The organism is Lysinibacillus sp. FSL R7-0073 (assembly GCF_038009065.1).
In the GTDB taxonomy this organism is placed as follows: Bacteria; Bacillota; Bacilli; order Bacillales_A; family Planococcaceae; genus Lysinibacillus; species Lysinibacillus fusiformis.
Map to the genome: position 1 here is coordinate 2,292,051 of NZ_JBBPAS010000001.1, position 20,484 is coordinate 2,312,534.

A 20,484-nucleotide genomic window follows, 5' to 3' on the forward strand; every position below is an offset into this window, starting at 1 on the left:
ATAATTAGCGCCACAAAAATAGCATACAAAGGTACTTACTATTGGAGGTAGATTTATTTATGGAAGATTTAGTGAAATTACCGAATGATCAGGAACAGCAGGATTTTTATCAGAAGTTACGTACAAAATTAGTTGGTTTTCTTGGGTCGAAGAAGGGCAAAAGTAGTAAGTTTACACCGTATTTAATGTTTGTGCCTGATTTATTTCATCTATTAGTTAAAACGTTAACAGATGCAGGGGTGGATAAAAAAAGTCGGGCATTGATCGGTGCATCCATTGCGTATTTTGTGTTTCCGGTGGATCTGATGCCTGAGGGGATATTAGGGTTTGGCGGTTATTTGGATGATATCGTGTTGGCGACGTTTGTGGTGAATACGATTATTAATAAATTAGGGCCTGAAGTGGTGGAAAAGCATTGGACAGGGGATGATAATCTTTTGCATGCGCTCCAAAAGGTTGCTGAGGTTAGTGATGAGGTTGTTAGTAAAATACCTGTGAAATCGGCCATTGCTCAGTTTGTGAAACAGGAAAGTAAAGATAAATAATATTATTATGTAAACTTATTCAATGCCAACAAAAATGAACCTGCACTTTACAGGTTCATTTTTTGTTTGATTGTTCTAAAATATGGTGAAGTTGTTGGACTGGGACAAATAGGCCAACTCGCCCTATAGGTTCATATTTCATCGTTGCGAAGATAATCCCGATGACTTCACCCTGTTGATCAATGACGGGGCTGCCACTATTGCCACGGTAAACCGGTGCTTTCAGCATCATTACAGGTACTTGCCAATCGTCTAATTGAATGGATTCCAGCAAAGTCCCCTCATTAGCTATTCCAGTAAAGGCAAGGGGGTTACCGATAAAATGGATATGCTCATTGGCAGGGAAGGTTGGATCATCTGCTAGTGGAAGATAGGGAAGCTGATCTGCCTGTACTTGCAATAAGGCTAAATCAACATCCGGATAGTTTTTAATTAACGTTGCTTCCATTACTCCTTCATCAGGAAACACAACGGATAATGTCTGTGCTTGTTCTACTACATGGGCATTGGTGACAATGAGACCGTCCTTTGAGATGGCGAAACCAGTGCCTTTGCTGGAACCTGTTGAAATTTCCACGACAGCTTTTTTATAGGTTTGTATATCCTCTTGTGCGGATAGCTTTGTTGATACTTTAATAAATTCGATAGCCGGAATGGAATAAATTTGAAAAATAAGCGCAAATGTATTGAAAAAAAGTACAAATGCCATACTCCATACAATCCAGCGTACGAATGGTTTGGGCTTTTTTGTTTTTTTGCCATAAAGTCGTTCTTCTTGCTCTTGTGCTAATGCTTTTTGTTGTTCAGTTAATACAAGCTCAATAAATTCTTCTTCTGTTAATTCTTCCTGCTCGTTAGCAGACTTATGTAGGTCACTCATAGGATGATGCCTCCTTTTGCTACATAACAGGCGCCCAAGCAGGACGCCTATCACCATCATACTATTCTATTTTTTGTAAAGTTGAAGTCACGATAAATGGCTGCTCTTGATCAGACTCCATCGTATCTTCGATTTTGATGAGGCCAACCCGTTGAGCAAAGTATTTGGTCGTTATGAATTTGTCTTCAGTGCGTGTGAGCTGGATGACATTCGTATAGACTTTTGTTCCAGTATCGACTTGAGCGGTTGTGGATTGAATGGTCCAGCCTTGGAAGCTTGTCCCAACTTGTATAGGTTGTTGCAGTATCGTTTCTAGCACAGGGTAAGCTGCAACCTCAGTTGTACTAGGTAAGCTTGGGTTACTGTCAACGGGTTCACGATAGACTAGTTCAATCTTTGAATCTGTAATGCGATAAATTTTTAATAGGGTCACACCACCATTATCTTCAACTTGAGCAATATGTTGCGTATCCATATAGGTAGTTTGTAGGGTAAAGCTGGCAAATTCGTTTCCCTCTCCTTGAAAATATGCGATAGAGCCATCAGGTGGGAAATAGGTGAGTAGTGATACTTGATCTTGAACAATTGGGGGCACAGGTTCATTTTTCATTTCTTCATTGCACCCTGTCAATAAAAATACAAGAGCAAGTACGAAAATAGAATGTTTCATTGATACACTCCTTCGCTACTTTTTATTCATTATACGTGAATGTTGTGCATTATACGAATCATAGGCAGTTTATATATAATTTTATTATGTAAACTAAAAGCTGAAAACTTGTAACTATGAAAAAAAATAACTAAGATAGAATTGTAGTTAAAAAATGGGGGGCATGGTTATGTATAGACAAGCGGATGATTTTTTACAGGAATGGACGATGGCTGCAGAGGGAACATTGAAAGTATTACAAGCAGTAACTGACGATAAGTTAAATCAAAGTATCGTAGAGGGTCATAGTACACTTGGCTGGCTTGGTTGGCATTTAGTAGGAGCAGCTGGATATTTTAGTTATCTAGCAGGCTTAAAGGTACCGATGATTCGTCAAGAAGATCCTGTACCAACAACAGCTGTAGAAATCGTACAAGCGTATGAGAAAGTTGTATATGGTATAAAAGAGGAAGCGGCAAAACTTTCAAATGAAGATTTAGTAGAAGTGGTGAATGGCTTTACAGGGCCAATACCAAAGGGCGCTTTATTACGTGCATTAATTGATCATCAAACGCATCATCGCGGTCAAATGACAGTTCTACTTCGTCAAGCTGGTTTACCAGTACCGGGTGTTATGGGACCAACAAAAGAAATGAAATAGACGTCAATTCCAGCAGATAAACAACTTATCTGCTGTATTTTTAGTTGACACTTACCTACTAGTAAGTTAGTATAAAGCCATGACAAATAGAAAATCACAAATTATTGAATTAACATTGAAGAATATTCAAGAAAAAGGTTTCACATCATTTAGTTATGACTATTTAGCGAAAGAGCTCGGTGTAACAAAAGCGAGCATTCATTATCATTTTGAAAAAAAGGAAGACTTAGGGATTGCTGTTTGCGAAAGAATTCAAAAAGGATTAGGGGAGGTTTATACAGTAATTAAGGAATCTACAGTAGCAGCTGAGGAAAAACCTATCGCCTTTATTTTACGACGGATAAAATTCCTAGAGCAAGACGGTGTTTGCCCCATTTCTGCTTTACAAGCGGACTATCAAGAATTGTCACCTGCGATGCAAGAAAAAGTTCAACAGCTTAGCCAAATGGAAGTAGATGTTTTGGTGGATTTACTACAAGATGCTAAGAACCATGGCTCACTTGAGTCGACAATGGATTTAGAGGCATTAGCCATCCTGCTTATTTCTAGTACGAAGGGTGCTTTACAATACAAGCGGGTTTTAGGGGAAGATTTCTTTCACAAAATGATGGAGCAATTAAAGGAACTGCTAAAGTAATCGAAAAAGGAGAGGAATATATGGTACGTAGAGTAGTTGTCACTGGATATGGTGTCATCTCACCATTAGGTCAAACAGTATCAGCCCTATGGGAGAACATTAAAGAAGGCAAATCAGGTATTACAAAGTTAGAAACGGAGGAATTCAGCGGCATTAATACACAAATTGCTGGTTCTATCACTGACTTTGATGCCACTCAGTACATGGATAAAAAGGAATTAAGCAAATATGATCTTTTTGTTCAATATGCACTGGCTGCATCTCAGCAGGCTTTGGAGCAAGCAAACATAAATATGGAGCAAGTTGATAAGGAACGTCTAGGTGTTTATATTGGCTCAGGTATTGGAGGAATTGAGACGATTTTAGCGAATCATCAAGCTATGCTTGATAATGGACCAAGGAAAGTGTCACCGTTTATGGTGCCGATGATGATTAGCAATATGGCCGCAGGGATTATCGCGATAAAAACAGGCTTTAAAGGGCCAAGCTTTTCACCGGTTTCCGCTTGTGCAACGGGTAACCAAGCAATTGGTGAAGCGTTTTTAAATATACGTCATGGCTATGCTGACGGAATTTTAGCAGGTGGGGCTGAGGCACCGATAAATCCGCTGAGCTTTGCTGGATTTTCCCGTATGAAGGCGATGTCTACTAGAAATGATGCGCCAGAACATGCTAGTCGACCATTCGATAGCCATCGTGACGGCTTCGTCATGTCAGAAGGAGCAGGGGTTGTGTTTCTAGAAGAATATGAACATGCAAAGCAAAGGGGAGCCACGATTCTTGGAGAAATCGTAGGCTATGGGGTCACGACTGATGCTTTCCATATTACAGCGCCTGATTTTACTGGGGCAGCTAATGCGATGAAATTAGCCTTAAACATGGGGGACATTGATGTGACGGCTGTCGATTATATCAATGCACATGGTACTAGTACACCAGAGGGAGATAAATCGGAAACAAAGGCTATAAAAAGTGTATTTGGTGAGCAAGCCTATCAATTAAAAGTGAGCTCCACGAAGTCGATGACAGGCCATCTTTTTGGCGCAGCTGGCGGAATCGAGGCCATCATTACCTTAAAAAGTATTATGGAAGATATCATTCCACCAACAATCAATTACGAAACGCCAGATCCAGAGTGTGATTTGAATTATGTTCCAAACGAGGCACTTCATCAAACCGTCAACATTGCTTTGTCTAACGGTTTTGGCTTTGGTGGTCATAATGCTGTGTTGGCTTTTAAAAAGTTTGAGGAATAATAGTACAAAATGGTATGAAACGATCATTTCATACCATTTTTTATTGTCTTTATTAAATGACCTATACATCTTTGATAAGTTATACTTATGACATTGCGCAAATAATCAATATTTTCGCTTATGTTCTTTCTGTGATATGTTAAAAAAAAGGAGGATGGATAATGAGAATTTTTGATGCACATTTTCATATTATTGATTTTGATTTTCCGATTATAGAAAATCAAGGATACACACCACCAAGCTATGTAGTAGAGGACTATCAAAAGGAAATAGCTCTTTACAATGTAGAGGGAGGCGCCATTGTTTCGGGTTCCTTTCAAGGATTTGATCAGAATTATTTACTGAAGGCTTTGAAACAACTAGGCACCACATTTTGTGGAGTGACGCAATTACCGTATACAGTGACAGATGATCAAATCCTTCATTTACATAAAAATGGGGTTAGAGCCTTGCGTTTCAATATTCAACGAGGCGGTTCAGAGGATTTGTCCAGACTCGATAGCTTTGCAAGAAAAGTGTATGAGCTGGCGGGTTGGCATAGTGAACTTTATATAGATGCTAAATATTTACCTGAGATTGCTTCCACGATTGAAGCATTACCAGCCATTTCAATTGACCATCTAGGCTTATCGGAGGAAGGGTTGCCCCATTTGCTAAAGCTTGTAGAAAAGGGTGTACGTGTGAAAGCGACTGGTTTTGGACGGGTAGAATTGAATGTGAAAAATGCTTTGCAATCCATCTATAGCATCCATCCAGATGCGTTAATGTTTGGAACAGATTTGCCATCGACAAGAGCAAAACGACCTTTTGAATTTGCGGATGTTGAATTAATTCAAGAGCTTTTTGATGACCAGGCTGCGGATAAAATTCTCTATCAAAATGCTAGGAAATGGTATGACAAGTAAATGAAAAAATCCTCTACCCAAACATTTGGTAGAGGATTTTTATTGGGATTAGTTTAAACCTTCGCGATCTTTCCACTCTAAGAATTCATCATATGTTAATTGCTTATCTAAAATTGAGCCGTCTTCACGGATTTCAATCACACGGTTAGCAATTGTTTGAATGAACTGATGGTCATGAGATGTGAAAATCATTGCCCCTTTGAAACGAATTAAGCCTTCGTTCAATGCTTGAATCGATTCAAGGTCAAGGTGGTTTGTTGGTTCATCTAGTAAAATCACGTTTGCTGTTGCAAGCATCATTTTTGATAACATACAACGAACTTTTTCGCCTCCTGATAAAACAGAAGGTGATTTTTTCACTTCTTCACCAGAGAACAGCATGCGTCCTAAGAAACCACGTAGGAAGCTTTCTGTTTCATCATCAGGAGAATATTGACGTAACCATTCCACTAATGATTTTTCTGTGCCTTCGAAGTACTTGTCATGATCGTTTTCGAAGTAGCTTTGAGAAGTAGTTACACCCCATTTAAATGTACCAGCATCTGCTTCTTTATCTCCCATTAAGATATCAAGAAGCGCTGTTTTAGCAAGTGGACTACCAAGTAAAACGATTTTATCATCTTTGTTCATCGAGAAACGAATATCTTTGAATAGTGATTCGCCTTCATGACTTGCAGTTAAACCTTCAACTGTTAATACATCATTCCCGATTTCACGACCAATTTGGAAGTTGATGAATGGATATTTACGGCTGGATGGTTTAATGTCATCTAACTCGATTTTATCCAGCATTTTTTTACGAGATGTCGCTTGCTTCGATTTAGAAGCATTCGCAGAGAATCGTGCGATAAACGCTTGTAATTCTTTGATTTTTTCTTCTTTTTTAGAATTTTGGTCTTGAGCCATTTTTTGAGCTAATTGAGAAGATTCATACCAGAAATCATAGTTACCCACATATAATTGGATTTTAGAGAAGTCCAAATCAGCAATATGTGTACATACTTTGTTTAAGAAGTGACGGTCATGGGATACAACAATGACTGTGTTTTCAAAGTTAATTAAGAACTCTTCTAACCATTGGATAGCTTTTAAGTCAAGGTGGTTGGTAGGCTCATCGAGTAACAGTACATCAGGCTGACCAAATAGAGCCTGCGAAAGTAATACTTTTACTTTATCTGAACCTTCAAGATCACCCATTAGCATGTAGTGAAGGTCATCTGAGATACCTAAACCGTTTAATAATGTCGCTGCTTCTGACTCAGCTTCCCAACCGTTTAGCTCTGCAAATTCACCTTCTAGCTCAGCGGCACGCATACCATCCTCATCTGAGAAATCTTCCTTTGCATAGATAGCATCTTTTTCTGTTTTTACGTCATAGAGGCGTTTATTCCCCATAATTACAGTGTCAAGCACTGTATAATCATCGTATTCAAAATGGTTTTGTTTAAGGACGGATAAACGTTCGTCCTTGCCCATTGATACGTTACCTTCTTGTGCTTCAATTTCACCAGAAAGAATTTTTAAGAATGTTGATTTACCAGCACCGTTTGCGCCAATTAAACCATAGCAGTTACCTGGTGTGAATTTTATATTTACGTCTTCAAATAGTTTACGATCGCCATAGCGAAGACCTACATTACTAACTTGAATCATGCAAGTTCCTCCTTTTTTCACAATGGCACTAGTATATCATGAAATATGTTCCATAGTCTATAAACATTATGACAGCAAGGTTTATTGGCAATTGTTTTATTGATCGATTGAAAGAGGTATGGAGAGTAATGTAAAAATAGATTGATCTAAATATTTCCATTTGTATTTAAACGTTTCTAGGGAAAAGAACTGGGAAGTGAATAAAATAATTTTATCCCCAATTTGTTACCTTCTTTATTTTATTGAAGGGAAGAGGTTAAATGTCTAGAAAGGTAAAAGAATTAAGAATGGAAGATGTAGTTTTTAAGCCAACTTTACAACCTAAGAAATCCGAGAAAAAGAATGCAGTACAAAAATCTGATTCTTTATCCATATCCAAGGCTATTGAAATTGTAAATCGACAAATGCAATTACAAGGACTGAGACATAAAACATTGTTGACCTATAACCAGACGATGCAAAAATATGTAAAATTTTTAAAACTTGAGACAATGGATGATATTAATAAAGAAGGATTCATGAATTGGTTGGAATCACTTAATCATTTAGATAAGACAACTCAAGCTAACAGATTTAGGTTTGTATCGGCAATTTTAACTAGGTTTTATGATAACGGTTGGCTTAAAGATCAGGGAAAGTTTTGGAAGGATATTAAAATTAAAGTTGATAAAAAAGTTAAAAAAGCAGCAGATGAGAAGGAACTAGAAATATTATTATCGCTAATTGATACTACTTCATGGATTGGTTGGAGGGATGTAACGGTATGTTGCGAATGGAAAATCTCAAACTATGAGATCATTCACTTAGTAGGACAAGCATTAGATTGGGTTCTAGTGGATGCTAACGGAAATACAATGTGGAATGCTTATAAAACTCCAAATGCTGATAAGGTAATAAATTATGCAAAAAAATTAGGATTTGAGAGTGGTTGGGGTTGGGACGCACATCACCTACAGTACGATTATAAAGGTTATGGAAAAGATACATTTGGAAAAATTAAAGAAAATGGAGATGAGCTTACTATGTCACAGTTTAATCACCTCAAAGAAATGATTACTGCTCTTCAAAAAGAAAATACAGAATTAGAGAAACAATTAGATTATAAACTAGATAAACAAAAAGTACGTGAACCATTGAAGTATCATGTCGATGATTGGAATTGGTTAAAAACTAATGGTATTACAGATGGTTCGAATCCACAAAATTACATAACTCGTGAACAAATATCAAGTATTCTAAAAAAGTTCGAACAGTATTTAACCAAAAAATTAAGCTAGAATCTTTATACAATAGTATAGTAATGGTAAAATGGTATCATAATACAGAAAAGGGTGATGCTTTAATTATGAAGAAAATATTGGCGGGAGTTTTAGCAGTAGGTTTATCATTATCTACACTAGGAGTAGCTTCTGCAGAAGTACTCGTACCAGATAAAAATGGTGTATTTGAAAAATATAACGAGCATTTAAGCGGATATGGAGATATTTATAATTTCGTTGTATATGAAACAACATACGACAAGAAGTACTCTGAAAAATATCAGAAGGATTACAATATCGCAGGAACGGTCTATGCATTTGAGAGTAAGACATATCGTGATGGTAAGGAAGTAGATTCATTTTATATCTACTTGAATCCACTACTGATGAAACACGCAGGACATCCAGATAAGCCAATTGACGGTGATACTTATTTACTTGTTAAAGATAATAAGAAGATTAAGTTTACTAAAGTAATAAATCCAGATTCAAGTGAAGAAAATAAAGAAGAGCCTAAGAAGAAAATCAAATTCAAACCAAAACCAAAACCAAAGAAGTAATAATACTGAGACTATCTCTTAACTGAGGTAGTCTTTTTTTCTTAATTTTTTATCAATTATTTTAGTAATTTTACTGTAAGAATATTACATGAGTTCTAGCATATAAAAATAATAACAGGAAGATTAGAAATAATGAGAGGATGGATGGGTAGAAAAATAAAGATTCATAATACAGATATTGAAATAGAGTTAACAGATCCTACTGCTATATGGTTTTACGAATCACAATTAAAAGATGCAAAAGAAAGTGGTCAAGTACTTCGAGTGAAATTAACTGAACAGGGAACAATCTACTATACAATAGGAGAGTTAAATATAGATAGGGCTGCTAGGCTATTTTATGAAATGTTAAAAGAACAAGGGAAAATCTAAAATGTTTATTTATCTGTAACTAATAAATCTGAAAAGCCGTTTAAACTGTTACTGAATAAAGCTACGGATTCCATTTCCATTTCTTTTAAAACATGTCCGTATACTTTATAAATCATATCAGGTGTATTCCCCAGTCTTTCAGAAATTACTTTTACATTCAATCCTTGATTTAATAAGATGGTGCAATGTGTGTGACGTAATCCATGCAAAGTAATTTTGGGAATAAGAGTTCTTTTTGTGATTCTATCAACCATTTTTTGTTCGTTCAGCAGATAACGGTTCAAACGAGTTAGCGGAGAGAAAGACAAATGAACTTTCAGATAATTTTTTGCCACAGGGAAACATTTATTAACACGAAATGTTCAGTAATGAATATTCACCAAGAAACAGGTCTTTCTAGGAACACTGTTTACTCAATTAAAAGGCAATTAGAATTGGATGTAGATTTGAAATAAAGTCACGACGTTAATAATAAGTAAAAATCCTGTGTTGATAAGCAGGATTTTTTTTTACCACAAACGGGTCAGATCATGGAATAAGCATCAAATATGGATTTGATATCTTTCTTGCGTATGGATATTTGCCACAATATTTAACAAGAAATGTTATGAACTGTTGATAGATATCTCCTTAAATCCTCTATATTATAAAAATAAAAGGAGATGAAAAACATGATTGGTATGAATATTCGTGTTTTGCGTAAAAGGCATAAACTAAGTCAAGAACAATTGGCTGAAAAGGTAAACGTATCACGGCAGACCATAGCGAAGTGGGAAAACGGGGAGGCTATACCAGATATTCACAAATTCAAAATGCTCGGTGATATTTTTCAAGTAACCATAGATCAATTATCCCAAAATATGAATGAAGAAGAAGCAAACCGAATCGGTCCTAAAGGGAAGCAGTTCTTTGGTGTTGTGAAGGTAGGAGAACGCGGACAGATTGTAATTCCAAAACATGCACGTGAAATGTATCAGATTCATGCAGGTGATAAACTGGTTGTTTTGGGAGAGGATGCGACAAAAGGAATCGCTGTCTTAAAAAGTGACGCATTCCTAGAATTTGCAGAGATGATTCGAAATGCGGAATCGAAGGATGAGATTGAATGAGTAAAATCATCTTTTTTTCGTTACCCGCACATGGTCACACCAACCCCACTATTCCGGTAGTAACCGAATTAATAAAGAAAGGTCATCAAGTTTGGTATTATTCCTTTTTAGAATTTCAGGACAAAATAGAAGACACGGGTGCTTTTTTTATGGCTTGTGATGAATTCTTACCTAAAGTTACACATATAGAATTGGACCGTAAGGTTGGCAAAGATTTTGCAGCATTAATTGAAATGGCAGCGGATATAACGATTGCTTTGGATAAAAAGGTGTGTAAAGAATTAAGGGATATTCAGCCAGACTGCATTGTATCTGACTCTTTATGTATTTGGGGAAAATTATTTGCTGAGAAACTAGGAATTCCATATATTTGTTCGACTACTTCGTTTGCCTTTAATCAGTATACAGCAAAACTAATGGAGCGGAGTTTCATGGAAGTCTGGAGAATGATTCTAGGCATGCGAAGGATTAACAGAAAAATTAAACTATTAAATGATCATGGTTATCGAGTAGAGAATTTTGTATCGTTAGTTCAAAATGATAATGAAACGGACACCATTGTTTACACTTCGAAAGAATTTCAGCCAATGGCGGATACCTTTTCTGAGCGCTATGCCTTTGTTGGACCATCCATAAAGCAGTCTATACCGATACAGAATGATAAAAGAGTTAGAAAAGTAATCTACATCTCTCTTGGAACTATACTAAATCAGAATCAGGATTTTTACCAAAACTGTCTCAAAGCATTTGGGAAGACAGACTATGATGTTGTGATGTCAGTCGGAGAAAAAACTGAGATTTCGTCTCTTGATAGCGTACCAGAAAATTTCATAGTGAAAAACGCTGTGGATCAGATCTCGGTATTACAGAAAGCCGATGTATTTATTACCCACTGCGGGATGAATAGTACGAATGAAAGTCTATATTTTGGAGTTCCAATGGTTTTATTTCCGCAACATAGCGAACAAAGAATGGTAGCTGACCGAGTTGCCCAGCTCGGTGCAGGATTAAAACTTAATAGAAAAACTCCAAAGTATTTAGCAACAGCGGTAGCTGAAGTACTTACAAATCGAGTATACCAGGAAGAAGCGCAGAAACTGTCAGAAAGCTTTAGGAAAGCTGGTGGTGCAGTAGAAGCAGCTAATGTGATCCTGCGTAAAATTGGAGAGAAATCCTAACGGCTTTGTATTCTGCAAAAGTTTATATGGTGAACAAAACTTCAAGAAGCAGGAGCATTTCTTTATTAAGGAATGCGTCTTTCTTCATCTAAAGGGCCAGATTATAGAATAACGTACTTTAACGAAAGGTTCCAAGACGATGCTGTGGGAATTTTATATTCTGTAATCTCCAAACAAAAATTGGATGACAAAGTAACTGGGCTAACCAATGATATTCGAGATAATATCATAGAAGTAAAAGACTCTGCTAAATCAACGGTGAAACAGACCATTAATTTACTCAATATACTGGTGCGAGTTTTCAGTCTGTAGGTAAGCACCGTATTGAACACACACCTGAGAAAACGCTTGCCTTCGTAAAGAAGCATAGTGGGAAATAGCTCAATACGCACATCAGGTTTGGTTTAATGAATTGGCTTCTGTCCGTTACTAGTGAGCTAAAAAACATCACATGGTATTAATATCACCTTTGTAGGAATACCTTGTAACTTCATTTCAACTGCTTTTAATTTTACTTCTTGCGGATAACTCACTCTCGTTCCCATAAAAATAAGCACCTCCAATTGATATTAGGATACATTACCCTAAATTCAATTGAAGATGCTTTTTTGTTTTGTCTAACCCGAAGGGGTCAGTTCAAGGGGCAGCCCACCCCTCTTTTTGTTACCTAATTGAGTTTTGTGAAGTATCTTATCTCTTCTTTATCCGTATAAAAGCCAACCGATTCGTATAGAGATAAGGCTGATTTATTTGTCGTTAGTACCATGAGAGTAGCTTTTTGTAGCTTATGAGACTTAAGATATTTCAAAGCCTGTGTAAGCGTAAACTTTGCAATTCCACGCTTTCTCCATGGTTCACGGACAAAAACGTCCTCAATTACACCGTAGTCTTCTTCCTGCCATGTCATTAGTCCGCCAATAATAGTGTCTATTTGACGTATGACCATGGATGTCCATAGCTTGTTATTTTTGTATTCAGACAACCTATTAAGACCAAGTGGAGCATCTGGCCAAATTTCAGCTTCAATATCAAGGTAATCTCTTTCCTCGCTAGATGTCTCCATGCTCCAGTGTGAGAATTGAAACTCCTCCTGAAGTTTTAACTCAAGAACAGGTTCAGTCAAATCTCGATTCATGCTATACAAACTATTCAGAGGGAGATATCCTTTTTGGATAAAAAACTGATTGTTTGCTGTTTCTTTCGAATCGTTACCAACACAAAGTATTGTTCCATATTCTTGAGGTAAAGTTACCTTTAATTGCTTTGCTCTTGTTAAAAGATATTGATAGACTTTGTCAAGCAGAGTAATGTCCTGTTCTCTTTCAGAAATGGTTTTCAGATTAATATATATAGAGTGATTGTTCTCTTTTGAACGACCAGGAGGGACAACATTAATGATGCTAACTTGCCCCTTAGCGACCATTTTCCCATCTTCAAATGCGCAATAAACGTTACTCCAATTATCTTCGTCCCCGACCCACCAAAATGTCGCGTTGTCTTTTGCTGTTACTGATTGGTACAACTCACCAAGTAAAGGCATATCTCCATGTTCAAAGTTACGAATGAAAAATTCTGTTGGTGATTGGCTCAAAATAATACCCCTCTCAATAGTAGGGGGTTCCGCAGTTTAGAGGGCTAGCTATGCGTTTTCCCCTTGATAAATTTGCCCTTTGCTAACATTCGTTTTCTCGCAGTAAACTCCTCTTTTGACTATTATTACCATTTTAAATAACACACTTTAATACTTGTATCTACATATTTTTATCTCTATATTAATTTTTTTCAACAAGTATATAATCGAATTTCGATAACACACTAATTCTATTCTATTAATAAAACTTCAGTGACAAATTCAATTAAAATTTATGAATATAGCATCGATTTATTATGTATTTAAAAAGATTTCTTTGTTTCGCGTTGGATAGCCCGAAAGAAGTAATCAAAGGATCTCTTTTTATCATATAATTCCTGGGGATTCACTAGTAATTCGAGTATTTGGATACAGATTCAAAAAAATATATAGTTCTTAAAGTAAATGAGGTAGCCGTTATATAAGGTATATAGTGCATCTAAAAAATATATAATTTTTCGAGTGCTTTTTAACTATTTTTTCGGTTATAATGAGAAAAACACGAAATATGATTCTAGTTTTATAACAAATGATTCTTGAATTAGTCATGTAATCTATACAATATTGAAGGGGAACTAAGAATGTTTTTAAAAAAAGAACGGAACATAACAATTGGCGATCTTATTAAGTTGAGTGAGGCTCAATTGCAAATGGCTAAACAGGGTCAATATGATTATGAGTATACTTTAGCTTCAACAAATGATGAGGAATTAAAACAGTTAGTACATAATTTAAATCAAGTAAATAGGCTTCGGAAAGAATCTGAAGATCAATTGCAGAAAAAATTGGGTAATGTATTGAAAAGTAATGAAATTGGTCTTTGGGAATTACAAGTATTGAACGGGCGCTTGGATGATCCAAACAATGTTTTTACAGCTTCGACAGAATTAAAAGAGCTCTTAGGATTCGAGAGTTATGCTGTTAAAGACAGTTTTCAAGATTTTTTGAAGATAATTACAGTGGCGGCGCATCGTTCTGATTTTAAAAAGATGCTAGAGGAGAGTTTAGAAACACAAACTCGTTTTAATATGGAGCATTTGATATGCTGTCGTGACGGTCAAGAGCGCTGGATACAGACTACAGGGATGGCTTCTCATCTTGAAGATGATCAGTATCAAATAATTGGTATGATGATGAATATTCATGATAAAAAAATAAACTTGGAAAAATTACAGGGATATGTAACACGTTATGATTTAATCAATAAAGCTCTAGTAGAAGCGCCATGGGATATGATTGTAGATCAAGGTGATCCATTAAATCCACAAAATTCCTTTTGGTGGAGTGAACAATTTCGAAGAACATTAGGCTTCAAGGATGAACACGATTTTCCAAATATTATGAGCTCTTGGAGTGATCGCTTGCATCCAGAGGACAAGCAGCTTGCATTAGATGCGTTTAGTGCACATTTATTAGATTTTTCTGGGCGTACACCATTTCAAGTAGATTATCGCCTTCAATTAAAATCAGGTGAATATCGCTGGTTTCATGCAAACGGTACAACGCTTCGTGATAGTGAGGGAGCTCCTTTGCGAGTGGCAGGAACTATTCGAGATATTACACATGAAAAAATGAAAGAGCAAAATGTGCAAGAAACTATGACACGTATGGAGGAATTATCAGCTTCTATTAATCAAATGGTTGTAGGCATTAATTCTATTACTATGCAGGCACAGGAACTGGCGAACACACAGGAAAAAACAACAGAAGCTGCCAATGATGCGAAAGGGGTAGCAGATGAAACACAGATTATATCACATTTTATTCGAGAGATAGCAGATCAGACAAATTTATTAGGGTTAAATGCTGCAATAGAAGCCGCACGTGCAGGAGAACAAGGAAAAGGTTTTGGTGTAGTAGCTGAAGAGGTAAGAAAATTAGCAGTTAATTCGGCTAAGGCAACAGGTAATATTGAATCAAGTTTAATGCAAATAAAGGTTTCTATTGATACAATTATTGACTATATGGATAAAATTAGTGAGCTTGCGCAAATGCAGGCGGCTCTTACAGAACAATTGAATGCCTCGGCAGATGAAATTGGTACAATGTCACAGGATTTGGTGGAATTTTCAAAGCAACAATAAAATTAAAGAGTATTTATATGATTAATTTTTACTCGGAAATGGATGCAACTCTTCAGGTTACAAATCCAAAAGATGCAATGCTAGTAAATAAAACAAAGACTAAAGTTGTAAGGCTAAATAAGTGATTATTAAAAGGCTTTATATAATTTCCCTCATATTCATGATTGGAATTGGAGTAATCCTATTCCAAGATCTGGTGTTTATCCAGCACAATTTTAAAATAAAAAAACTATGTTGTGATTTTTGGCAACATAGTTTTTTTAGTAATCAATTAGTTATCCCCATACTGTCAAACTTGTACGCGTATCATTTTCGTTAGTGATATAGTTAATATTAGTGTAATGAAAACTTTTTGCACGTTCGAAAAGTTTATGAGTAATTGACTCATCTTTTGAAAAAATGGAGACATAACATGAATCTATAATTAAAAGTGCAAGTTCACAAGTGCTCTTTAAAAAATCGTCATAACTTTTAATTTCCATTACCTCTTCCATATTAGGAAAAGCCTTTAGATCCGTAAATATTAAATAATATTCATTAGTTGAAATATATTCTAAGAATGATGGACCATTTAAACTAACACTGTGGGGGAATAAATCTGAACCAAGTGTTCCTTTTTCTATTTTGTAAGACTCTCCAGGACCTACTGACCAATACCAAGAAGGATCAATGATATTTGAAAAAATATCAGATAAAAACTTGCCATACTCATTATTAATCTCGAAAGAAATACCTCGCATTTTAACATCCTTTCTTCGAACTACTAATTTTATTATAAAACAAAAAAATCTATCAATTACAAAATGTAATTTACTGGGCAACTCTCAATAGAAAAGTGTATAATTTAGCTTATATTGGAAAATGCGAACGTAGAGGTAAATTGAAAATATGCAAAACGTATTGGGGAGTATAAAATGAGGATAAAAATTATCATAACAGTAGTCATTTGTTTATGGATGTTGCCATTTAGTCAAACTGCACAGGCAGCAAATCTTAGTGAACATTATAATGATATTACAGACAATGATCTTCATAACAGTATCATTATGTCGCCTGAAAGCTCAAAGGCATTTGTCAATGGTAATATGGTTTCTGCAGTACAGCCACTTATCAAAGATGGAAGAACCTTAGTGCCACTTCGCTTTATTTCTGAAGGGTTTGGCGCAAAAGTCGATTTCAATGCTAAAAACAATACTATAACTATTAAAAATTCTGATAAAATAATAACCTTGAAAATCGGAAACAAGGCTATTGATGTGAATGGCCACTCTATTCAAATGGACGTTGCGGCTAACCTTCATCATAATTCTACGTATATACCTTTAAGATATATAGGGGAGGCTTTTGATAAGAAAGTAGTTTACTTAAAAAATGAAAACCTACAACCTTATAGTTTGATTATTATTAGGGATGTAAAGGCAGCGGAGCTTGAAAATCTTAAACTTGTCCGCATTTGTGAATGGCTATTTCAGGGGAAATCAATTGTCTATAGCGATCGTTTTATGGCAGTGATCCAAGAAAAAGGCCAATTATTCTATAGCAATTATTTTTCTGATTTTGAACCATTTGTTTATGAGGAATTTGTTGAGGATAAAAATATAGTTAAATTAGGGGATATTTGGATTAAAACAGATATGGGCAATTTTTATATGGACTACGCTTATAACACTACAAGAGAATTTATTTTATATTATGTGGATGGACAATCCATTTCAAGAGTAGCCGTAGAAAAAGCACCGATTAAAGCTGTAAAACCTTATGAGTATAATGTCTATTATCTAACAAGATATGAGCGTGGTATTGTAAATGCTCATGAAACAAGTAATTTAAAATATGCAACACGAACAAATGGGCAATGGGTTACTGATTATTTAGGTAAACCAGGGTTTTACTATGGTTTTGATACTATAGGCAATTCATATAACTGGAAAATAAATGATAATGGCATCTATATTTTTGGGTATAATAGGTTTGGCCATTTAAGCTCAGAAGATAGAAAAAAAACTTTTGGAAATTACAGGGTAGACGTAAAGGGGCATAATCATGAGGTAATATACCCTTAAAGTTTGCGTATTCATGATACAGCGAATTGGCTGGTTTAGGTTCTGTATTGTACGGAACTTGAGCCAGTCAATTTTTGCTTACTCTGTTCGTAATGATTGGAATGGGGCATTGCCATTTGTTTGATTTTACTTTCCGACACGTAAATGTTCTATTATTTACGTTTCTTTTTAGTATAAAAAACAAACCAAATATAATATAAGATTACAACAAGTGACAAACCTAATGAAACATATTTATTTTGCTCATTATTCAAAAGAATAATAGAGATAATAGCTAATATAATTGCAGGGAATACAGTGTAAAACCAGATTCGCACAGCTTTATTTTTAAAAGTAACTTCAAATCGATCCATACAAGCACCTCATTTATTATTTCTAAGTTCAAGTAGTTGAAAATTCTTTCTTAATAAAAAACATAACATAACAAATTTTGAGTTGGAAGTGAAATGGTAAATCGATGCTGAAGGGACGGAAGAAATTAACCCATGAAAGATTATTGAAAAATATCTTTTTTCTTGTAACTTTATTTGAAGTTGATGCGTCTACATAGTAGTGTATTAACTATTTTTGAAAAAGAATAGTAAATTTACATCATTTACCACAGGGGTTTTAGTTGCTTATTGACAAAAATATAGACTAAAATGATTCTGACTGTTTTTTTATCAGGTATAATTTATCCAGATCATCTAATTATGCCCACAAGCACATCCCCGTTTTGACTGCCTAATGTAAGTGACGAAACGAACCTTGCCTGAAAATCGGAAAAAAATATCCCAACTCTCTATATGATGGAATACACGTATCCTTTGCGCTAATTTTATAGGAAAAATACGGTAGTAAATGATATGTCAAACAATATTCGGCAATGAAACAAATAGGACATTCAGCTCTTTTAAGAGATGGAAATGATGATAAAATAAACATGTTATTGGAAATATTAACAATCGGAGGTATATTATGGGTAAGGGCTTATTATGGACAGCCACTTCTATCTTAGTAGTTTTACTTGGGTTTGGAAGCTACTATTTTATCAAAGAAATAACAAACTCTATGGCATACAATAAATTAGTGGATGAGTATAAAAAGCCAGTACCAATTAACAATATAGAGTCTGAATATGATGTAATTGTCATAGGTGGTGAGCCTGAGGGTGTCGCTGCTGCGGTTGCTTCAGCACGTAATGGGGCTAAAACATTATTAGTAGAAAAACGTGAAGAATTGGGTGGATTATTTACATATGGGATGTTGAATTTCCTAGATATTCCACGTGATGGTCATAATAATTCCATCAGTGAAGGTATTTTTAAAGAATGGCATGAGCTTGTTCGAGGCAATGATGCTTTTGGTATCGTCGGAGCTAAAGCAGCATTTAAAAAGCTGATTGATGAGGAACCCAATTTAACATTGTCGGTGCAAACGGAAGTTGTCAAAGCGAATCTTCAACAACACCAACTAACGTCTGTTGAGCTAAAAAATGAATACGGTACATATGTCGTAAATGGAAAATCATTCATAGATGCTACACAGGATGCGGATTTTGCTACGATGTCTAAAGTTCCTTTCTTCGTTGGTGGTGAAGATATAGGGATAAAGGATAAGCGCATGGCTGTAACATTAATGCTTCACTTGAAAAATGTTGATTGGGATCAAGTAAAAAAAGCGGCCAAGTCAGATGTATTTGGCGGGGCTAACTTGAATCATACCGTTATGTGGGGCTTTACAAAGCTTCATGATGAATATAAACCTTTACAAGAAGGTACAAGATTAAGAGGGTTAAATTTAGCGCGAGTGGATGATGAATATTTTATTAATGCCTTACAAATTTTCGGGATTGATGGCTTAAATGATAATTCGAAACAGGCGGCCATTGCTGCAGGTAAAAAAGAAACATTGCATGTACTTAAATATTTACAGGAAAACTTCCCTGGATTTGAAAAAGCAGAAATCGTCAGCTTCCCAGAAGAGCTTTATGTACGAGAAACTAGACATATCTGGGCGGAATATCAATTACCAATGTCCGATATTTGGCAAAATCGTGATCATTGGGATAGCATTGGCATTGCCTCTTATCCGGTAGATGTGCAGGCTCAAACACCACATGATTATGGCTATGTCATTTCTGCACCAAAGCAATATGCGATTCCTTTCCGATCTCTAGTACCAAAGGATATTGATGGTTTACTTGTTGTAGGACGTTCTGCAGGTTATTCATCTTTAGCAGCGGGAAGTGCCCGAATTGTTCCGACTGGTATGGTGACTGGGGAAGCGGCAGGGACAGCGGCAGCACTGGCTCTTCAACAAGATGTTACTTTTAGAGAAATGAGCAAGGATAAAAAATTAATAGCTACGTTAAGAGAGCAGTTGGATAAACAAGGTGCCTACATCGATTCATTTTCTGTGGACTATCCTTATCAGGGCAAATGGTATGATGAAGCCATTCAATCGTTAATTAACTATGGACTTGTAGTGGGTGGTTATGATAATGATTTAAAGGTCGACAGTAAAGCAACGAAAATTAAGTTTGCTAAAATGTTTAAAGAAAGTATGATTCGTGCCGGCGGAGAGAGTACAGCCGATAAGAAAGATGAGCTGGAGATTGTCATTAATAAGGTATATAGCACGGGTGATGAAGCTATTACGCGAGATGAGCTGGCGCAATATTTGGCAGATGTGCTTATCAATGAATCAACTGGAACAAGCTGGGAAAGCTTAATTGAAAAAGAAATTGTTACTGAAAAAGTAGCGAAAAAAGTGAAAGACAATAAGCAACTGAAGTTAAAAGAGATGTATGCCATCATGGCAGATGTCATTCATTATATAGAAAAAGAACGTTCCTCTAAATGAGGAGCGTTTTTTTTATTTGGATCGTTTGTATGCCGTCTGTAACTCATGAAGGTGAATGCAGATGCAATCAGTGCCAACGTTGTTGCTGACCAGGCAAGATATTCTAGACTCCCTGAAGTGATGACAATGATTATTTAATACAAAAAATGTTGACGCCAAGAGAAGACTCCTGTAAAATATGTCAAAATCATAGAAAAAT

The 20,484-nt window shown here is 35.8% G+C and carries 19 protein-coding genes, 1 pseudogene and 1 other annotated feature (1 of these 21 cut by a window edge); of the genes and pseudogenes, 13 read left to right on the top strand and 7 right to left on the bottom strand.

Going from position 1 to position 20,484, the window contains the following annotated elements:
* Positions 1 to 59 precede the first annotated feature (59 nt).
* On the top strand, positions 60 to 545 hold the full coding sequence (locus tag MKY88_RS11335; RefSeq protein WP_340813644.1) for a YkvA family protein: 486 nt from the start codon (positions 60 to 62) through the stop codon (positions 543 to 545).
* Between the two features lie 55 nt (positions 546 to 600).
* Here the strand turns inward: MKY88_RS11335 and MKY88_RS11340 are convergent, their stop codons facing one another.
* A complete protein-coding gene (locus tag MKY88_RS11340; protein ID WP_193831899.1) occupies positions 601 to 1,425 on the bottom strand; it encodes a S1C family serine protease in 825 nt (274 codons plus the stop codon).
* Between the two features lie 61 nt (positions 1,426 to 1,486).
* Positions 1,487 to 2,095 carry a hypothetical protein gene (locus MKY88_RS11345; RefSeq protein WP_291759289.1) on the bottom strand — a complete coding sequence of 203 codons (609 nt, stop codon included), beginning with the start codon at positions 2,093 to 2,095 and terminating at the stop codon, positions 1,487 to 1,489.
* Between the two features lie 169 nt (positions 2,096 to 2,264).
* Here MKY88_RS11345 and MKY88_RS11350 point away from each other — a divergent pair, with 169 nt between their 5' ends.
* From MKY88_RS11350 to MKY88_RS11365, 4 genes are all read left to right on the top strand, one after another.
* The gene (locus tag MKY88_RS11350; protein WP_069481299.1) at positions 2,265 to 2,735 is read left to right on the top strand and encodes a DinB family protein; all 471 of its coding nucleotides are present in this window, start codon (positions 2,265 to 2,267) and stop codon (positions 2,733 to 2,735) included.
* Positions 2,736 to 2,814: 79 nt separating this feature from the next.
* On the top strand, positions 2,815 to 3,372 hold the full coding sequence (locus MKY88_RS11355; RefSeq protein ID WP_291759293.1) for a TetR/AcrR family transcriptional regulator: 558 nt from the start codon (positions 2,815 to 2,817) through the stop codon (positions 3,370 to 3,372).
* Between the two features lie 20 nt (positions 3,373 to 3,392).
* Entirely contained in the window at positions 3,393 to 4,628 is a 1,236-nt protein-coding gene (gene fabF, locus MKY88_RS11360) for a beta-ketoacyl-ACP synthase II (RefSeq protein WP_069481301.1), read from the top strand.
* 161 nt (positions 4,629 to 4,789) lie between these two features.
* Complete coding sequence (locus MKY88_RS11365) at positions 4,790 to 5,533, top strand: amidohydrolase family protein (RefSeq protein ID WP_328200943.1); 744 nt, start codon at positions 4,790 to 4,792, stop codon at positions 5,531 to 5,533.
* A 48-nt stretch (positions 5,534 to 5,581) separates the two neighbouring features.
* Here MKY88_RS11365 and MKY88_RS11370 read toward each other — a convergent pair whose 3' ends face one another.
* Positions 5,582 to 7,186 carry an ABC-F family ATP-binding cassette domain-containing protein gene (locus MKY88_RS11370; RefSeq protein ID WP_193831904.1) on the bottom strand — a complete coding sequence of 535 codons (1,605 nt, stop codon included), beginning with the start codon at positions 7,184 to 7,186 and terminating at the stop codon, positions 5,582 to 5,584.
* A gap of 260 nt (positions 7,187 to 7,446) precedes the next feature.
* Between MKY88_RS11370 and MKY88_RS11375 the strand changes: the two genes are divergently transcribed.
* From MKY88_RS11375 to MKY88_RS11385, 3 genes are all read left to right on the top strand, one after another.
* Positions 7,447 to 8,463, top strand: a complete 1,017-nt coding sequence (locus MKY88_RS11375; protein ID WP_340813648.1) for a phage integrase SAM-like domain-containing protein — start codon at positions 7,447 to 7,449, stop codon at positions 8,461 to 8,463.
* Between the two features lie 68 nt (positions 8,464 to 8,531).
* Positions 8,532 to 9,005, top strand: coding sequence for a hypothetical protein (locus MKY88_RS11380; RefSeq protein ID WP_340813649.1), 474 nt, complete (start codon positions 8,532 to 8,534; stop codon positions 9,003 to 9,005).
* A gap of 132 nt (positions 9,006 to 9,137) precedes the next feature.
* Entirely contained in the window at positions 9,138 to 9,377 is a 240-nt protein-coding gene (locus tag MKY88_RS11385; protein ID WP_340813650.1) for a hypothetical protein, read from the top strand.
* A gap of 5 nt (positions 9,378 to 9,382) precedes the next feature.
* Here MKY88_RS11385 and MKY88_RS11390 read toward each other — a convergent pair.
* Positions 9,383 to 9,601 (bottom strand): annotated as a pseudogene (locus MKY88_RS11390) (tyrosine-type recombinase/integrase); the annotation flags it as partial.
* A gap of 447 nt (positions 9,602 to 10,048) precedes the next feature.
* On the opposite strand from MKY88_RS11390, the gene MKY88_RS11395 reads away from it, so the two are divergent.
* Entirely contained in the window at positions 10,049 to 10,486 is a 438-nt protein-coding gene (locus tag MKY88_RS11395) for a helix-turn-helix domain-containing protein (protein WP_340813652.1), read from the top strand.
* A complete protein-coding gene (locus tag MKY88_RS11400; protein ID WP_328200886.1) occupies positions 10,483 to 11,664 on the top strand; it encodes a macrolide family glycosyltransferase in 1,182 nt (393 codons plus the stop codon). Before MKY88_RS11395 ends, MKY88_RS11400 begins: the two co-directional genes overlap by 4 nt.
* Before the next feature lie 667 nt (positions 11,665 to 12,331).
* Here MKY88_RS11400 and MKY88_RS11405 read toward each other — a convergent pair.
* On the bottom strand, positions 12,332 to 13,255 hold the full coding sequence (locus tag MKY88_RS11405; protein WP_340813653.1) for a GNAT family N-acetyltransferase: 924 nt from the start codon (positions 13,253 to 13,255) through the stop codon (positions 12,332 to 12,334).
* Positions 13,256 to 13,944: 689 nt separating this feature from the next.
* Here MKY88_RS11405 and MKY88_RS11410 point away from each other — a divergent pair.
* Positions 13,945 to 15,378, top strand: a complete 1,434-nt coding sequence (locus tag MKY88_RS11410) for a methyl-accepting chemotaxis protein (RefSeq protein ID WP_445669181.1) — start codon at positions 13,945 to 13,947, stop codon at positions 15,376 to 15,378.
* A 275-nt stretch (positions 15,379 to 15,653) separates the two neighbouring features.
* On the opposite strand, the gene MKY88_RS11415 is transcribed toward MKY88_RS11410, so the two are convergent.
* Positions 15,654 to 16,118 carry a DUF2691 family protein gene (locus MKY88_RS11415; RefSeq protein ID WP_069481332.1) on the bottom strand — a complete coding sequence of 155 codons (465 nt, stop codon included), beginning with the start codon at positions 16,116 to 16,118 and terminating at the stop codon, positions 15,654 to 15,656.
* Positions 16,119 to 16,292: 174 nt separating this feature from the next.
* Here MKY88_RS11415 and MKY88_RS11420 point away from each other — a divergent pair, with 174 nt between their 5' ends.
* Entirely contained in the window at positions 16,293 to 17,441 is a 1,149-nt protein-coding gene (locus MKY88_RS11420) for a copper amine oxidase N-terminal domain-containing protein (protein ID WP_340813655.1), read from the top strand.
* Between the two features lie 152 nt (positions 17,442 to 17,593).
* On the opposite strand, the gene MKY88_RS11425 is transcribed toward MKY88_RS11420, so the two are convergent.
* Positions 17,594 to 17,794: a hypothetical protein gene (locus tag MKY88_RS11425; RefSeq protein ID WP_340813656.1), complete on the bottom strand. Its 201-nt coding sequence runs from the start codon at positions 17,792 to 17,794 to the stop codon at positions 17,594 to 17,596.
* Positions 17,795 to 18,398: 604 nt separating this feature from the next.
* On the opposite strand from MKY88_RS11425, the gene MKY88_RS11430 reads away from it, so the two are divergent.
* Positions 18,399 to 20,285 (top strand): FAD-dependent oxidoreductase, encoded by a 1,887-nt coding sequence (locus tag MKY88_RS11430; protein WP_340813657.1) that lies wholly within the window; start codon positions 18,399 to 18,401, stop codon positions 20,283 to 20,285.
* Between the two features lie 193 nt (positions 20,286 to 20,478).
* Positions 20,479 to 20,484, top strand: a binding site (T-box leader) (it continues 214 nt past the right edge of the window).

Bases quoted from the DNA above. Each gene is read 5' to 3' on its own strand.
- MKY88_RS11335 (WP_340813644.1), top strand. From the start codon at position 60: ATGGAAGATTTAGTGAAATTACCGAATGATCAGGAACAGCAGGATTTT.
- MKY88_RS11340 (WP_193831899.1), bottom strand. From the start codon at position 1,425: ATGAGTGACCTACATAAGTCTGCTAACGAGCAGGAAGAATTAACAGAA.
- MKY88_RS11345 (WP_291759289.1), bottom strand. From the start codon at position 2,095: ATGAAACATTCTATTTTCGTACTTGCTCTTGTATTTTTATTGACAGGG.
- MKY88_RS11350 (WP_069481299.1), top strand. From the start codon at position 2,265: ATGTATAGACAAGCGGATGATTTTTTACAGGAATGGACGATGGCTGCA.
- MKY88_RS11355 (WP_291759293.1), top strand. From the start codon at position 2,815: ATGACAAATAGAAAATCACAAATTATTGAATTAACATTGAAGAATATT.
- fabF (WP_069481301.1), top strand. From the start codon at position 3,393: ATGGTACGTAGAGTAGTTGTCACTGGATATGGTGTCATCTCACCATTA.
- MKY88_RS11365 (WP_328200943.1), top strand. From the start codon at position 4,790: ATGAGAATTTTTGATGCACATTTTCATATTATTGATTTTGATTTTCCG.
- MKY88_RS11370 (WP_193831904.1), bottom strand. From the start codon at position 7,186: ATGATTCAAGTTAGTAATGTAGGTCTTCGCTATGGCGATCGTAAACTA.
- MKY88_RS11375 (WP_340813648.1), top strand. From the start codon at position 7,447: ATGTCTAGAAAGGTAAAAGAATTAAGAATGGAAGATGTAGTTTTTAAG.
- MKY88_RS11380 (WP_340813649.1), top strand. From the start codon at position 8,532: ATGAAGAAAATATTGGCGGGAGTTTTAGCAGTAGGTTTATCATTATCT.
- MKY88_RS11385 (WP_340813650.1), top strand. From the start codon at position 9,138: ATGAGAGGATGGATGGGTAGAAAAATAAAGATTCATAATACAGATATT.
- MKY88_RS11395 (WP_340813652.1), top strand. From the start codon at position 10,049: ATGATTGGTATGAATATTCGTGTTTTGCGTAAAAGGCATAAACTAAGT.
- MKY88_RS11400 (WP_328200886.1), top strand. From the start codon at position 10,483: ATGAGTAAAATCATCTTTTTTTCGTTACCCGCACATGGTCACACCAAC.
- MKY88_RS11410 (WP_445669181.1), top strand. From the start codon at position 13,945: ATGGCTAAACAGGGTCAATATGATTATGAGTATACTTTAGCTTCAACA.
- MKY88_RS11415 (WP_069481332.1), bottom strand. From the start codon at position 16,118: ATGCGAGGTATTTCTTTCGAGATTAATAATGAGTATGGCAAGTTTTTA.
- MKY88_RS11420 (WP_340813655.1), top strand. From the start codon at position 16,293: ATGAGGATAAAAATTATCATAACAGTAGTCATTTGTTTATGGATGTTG.
- MKY88_RS11425 (WP_340813656.1), bottom strand. From the start codon at position 17,794: ATGGATCGATTTGAAGTTACTTTTAAAAATAAAGCTGTGCGAATCTGG.
- MKY88_RS11430 (WP_340813657.1), top strand. From the start codon at position 18,399: ATGGGTAAGGGCTTATTATGGACAGCCACTTCTATCTTAGTAGTTTTA.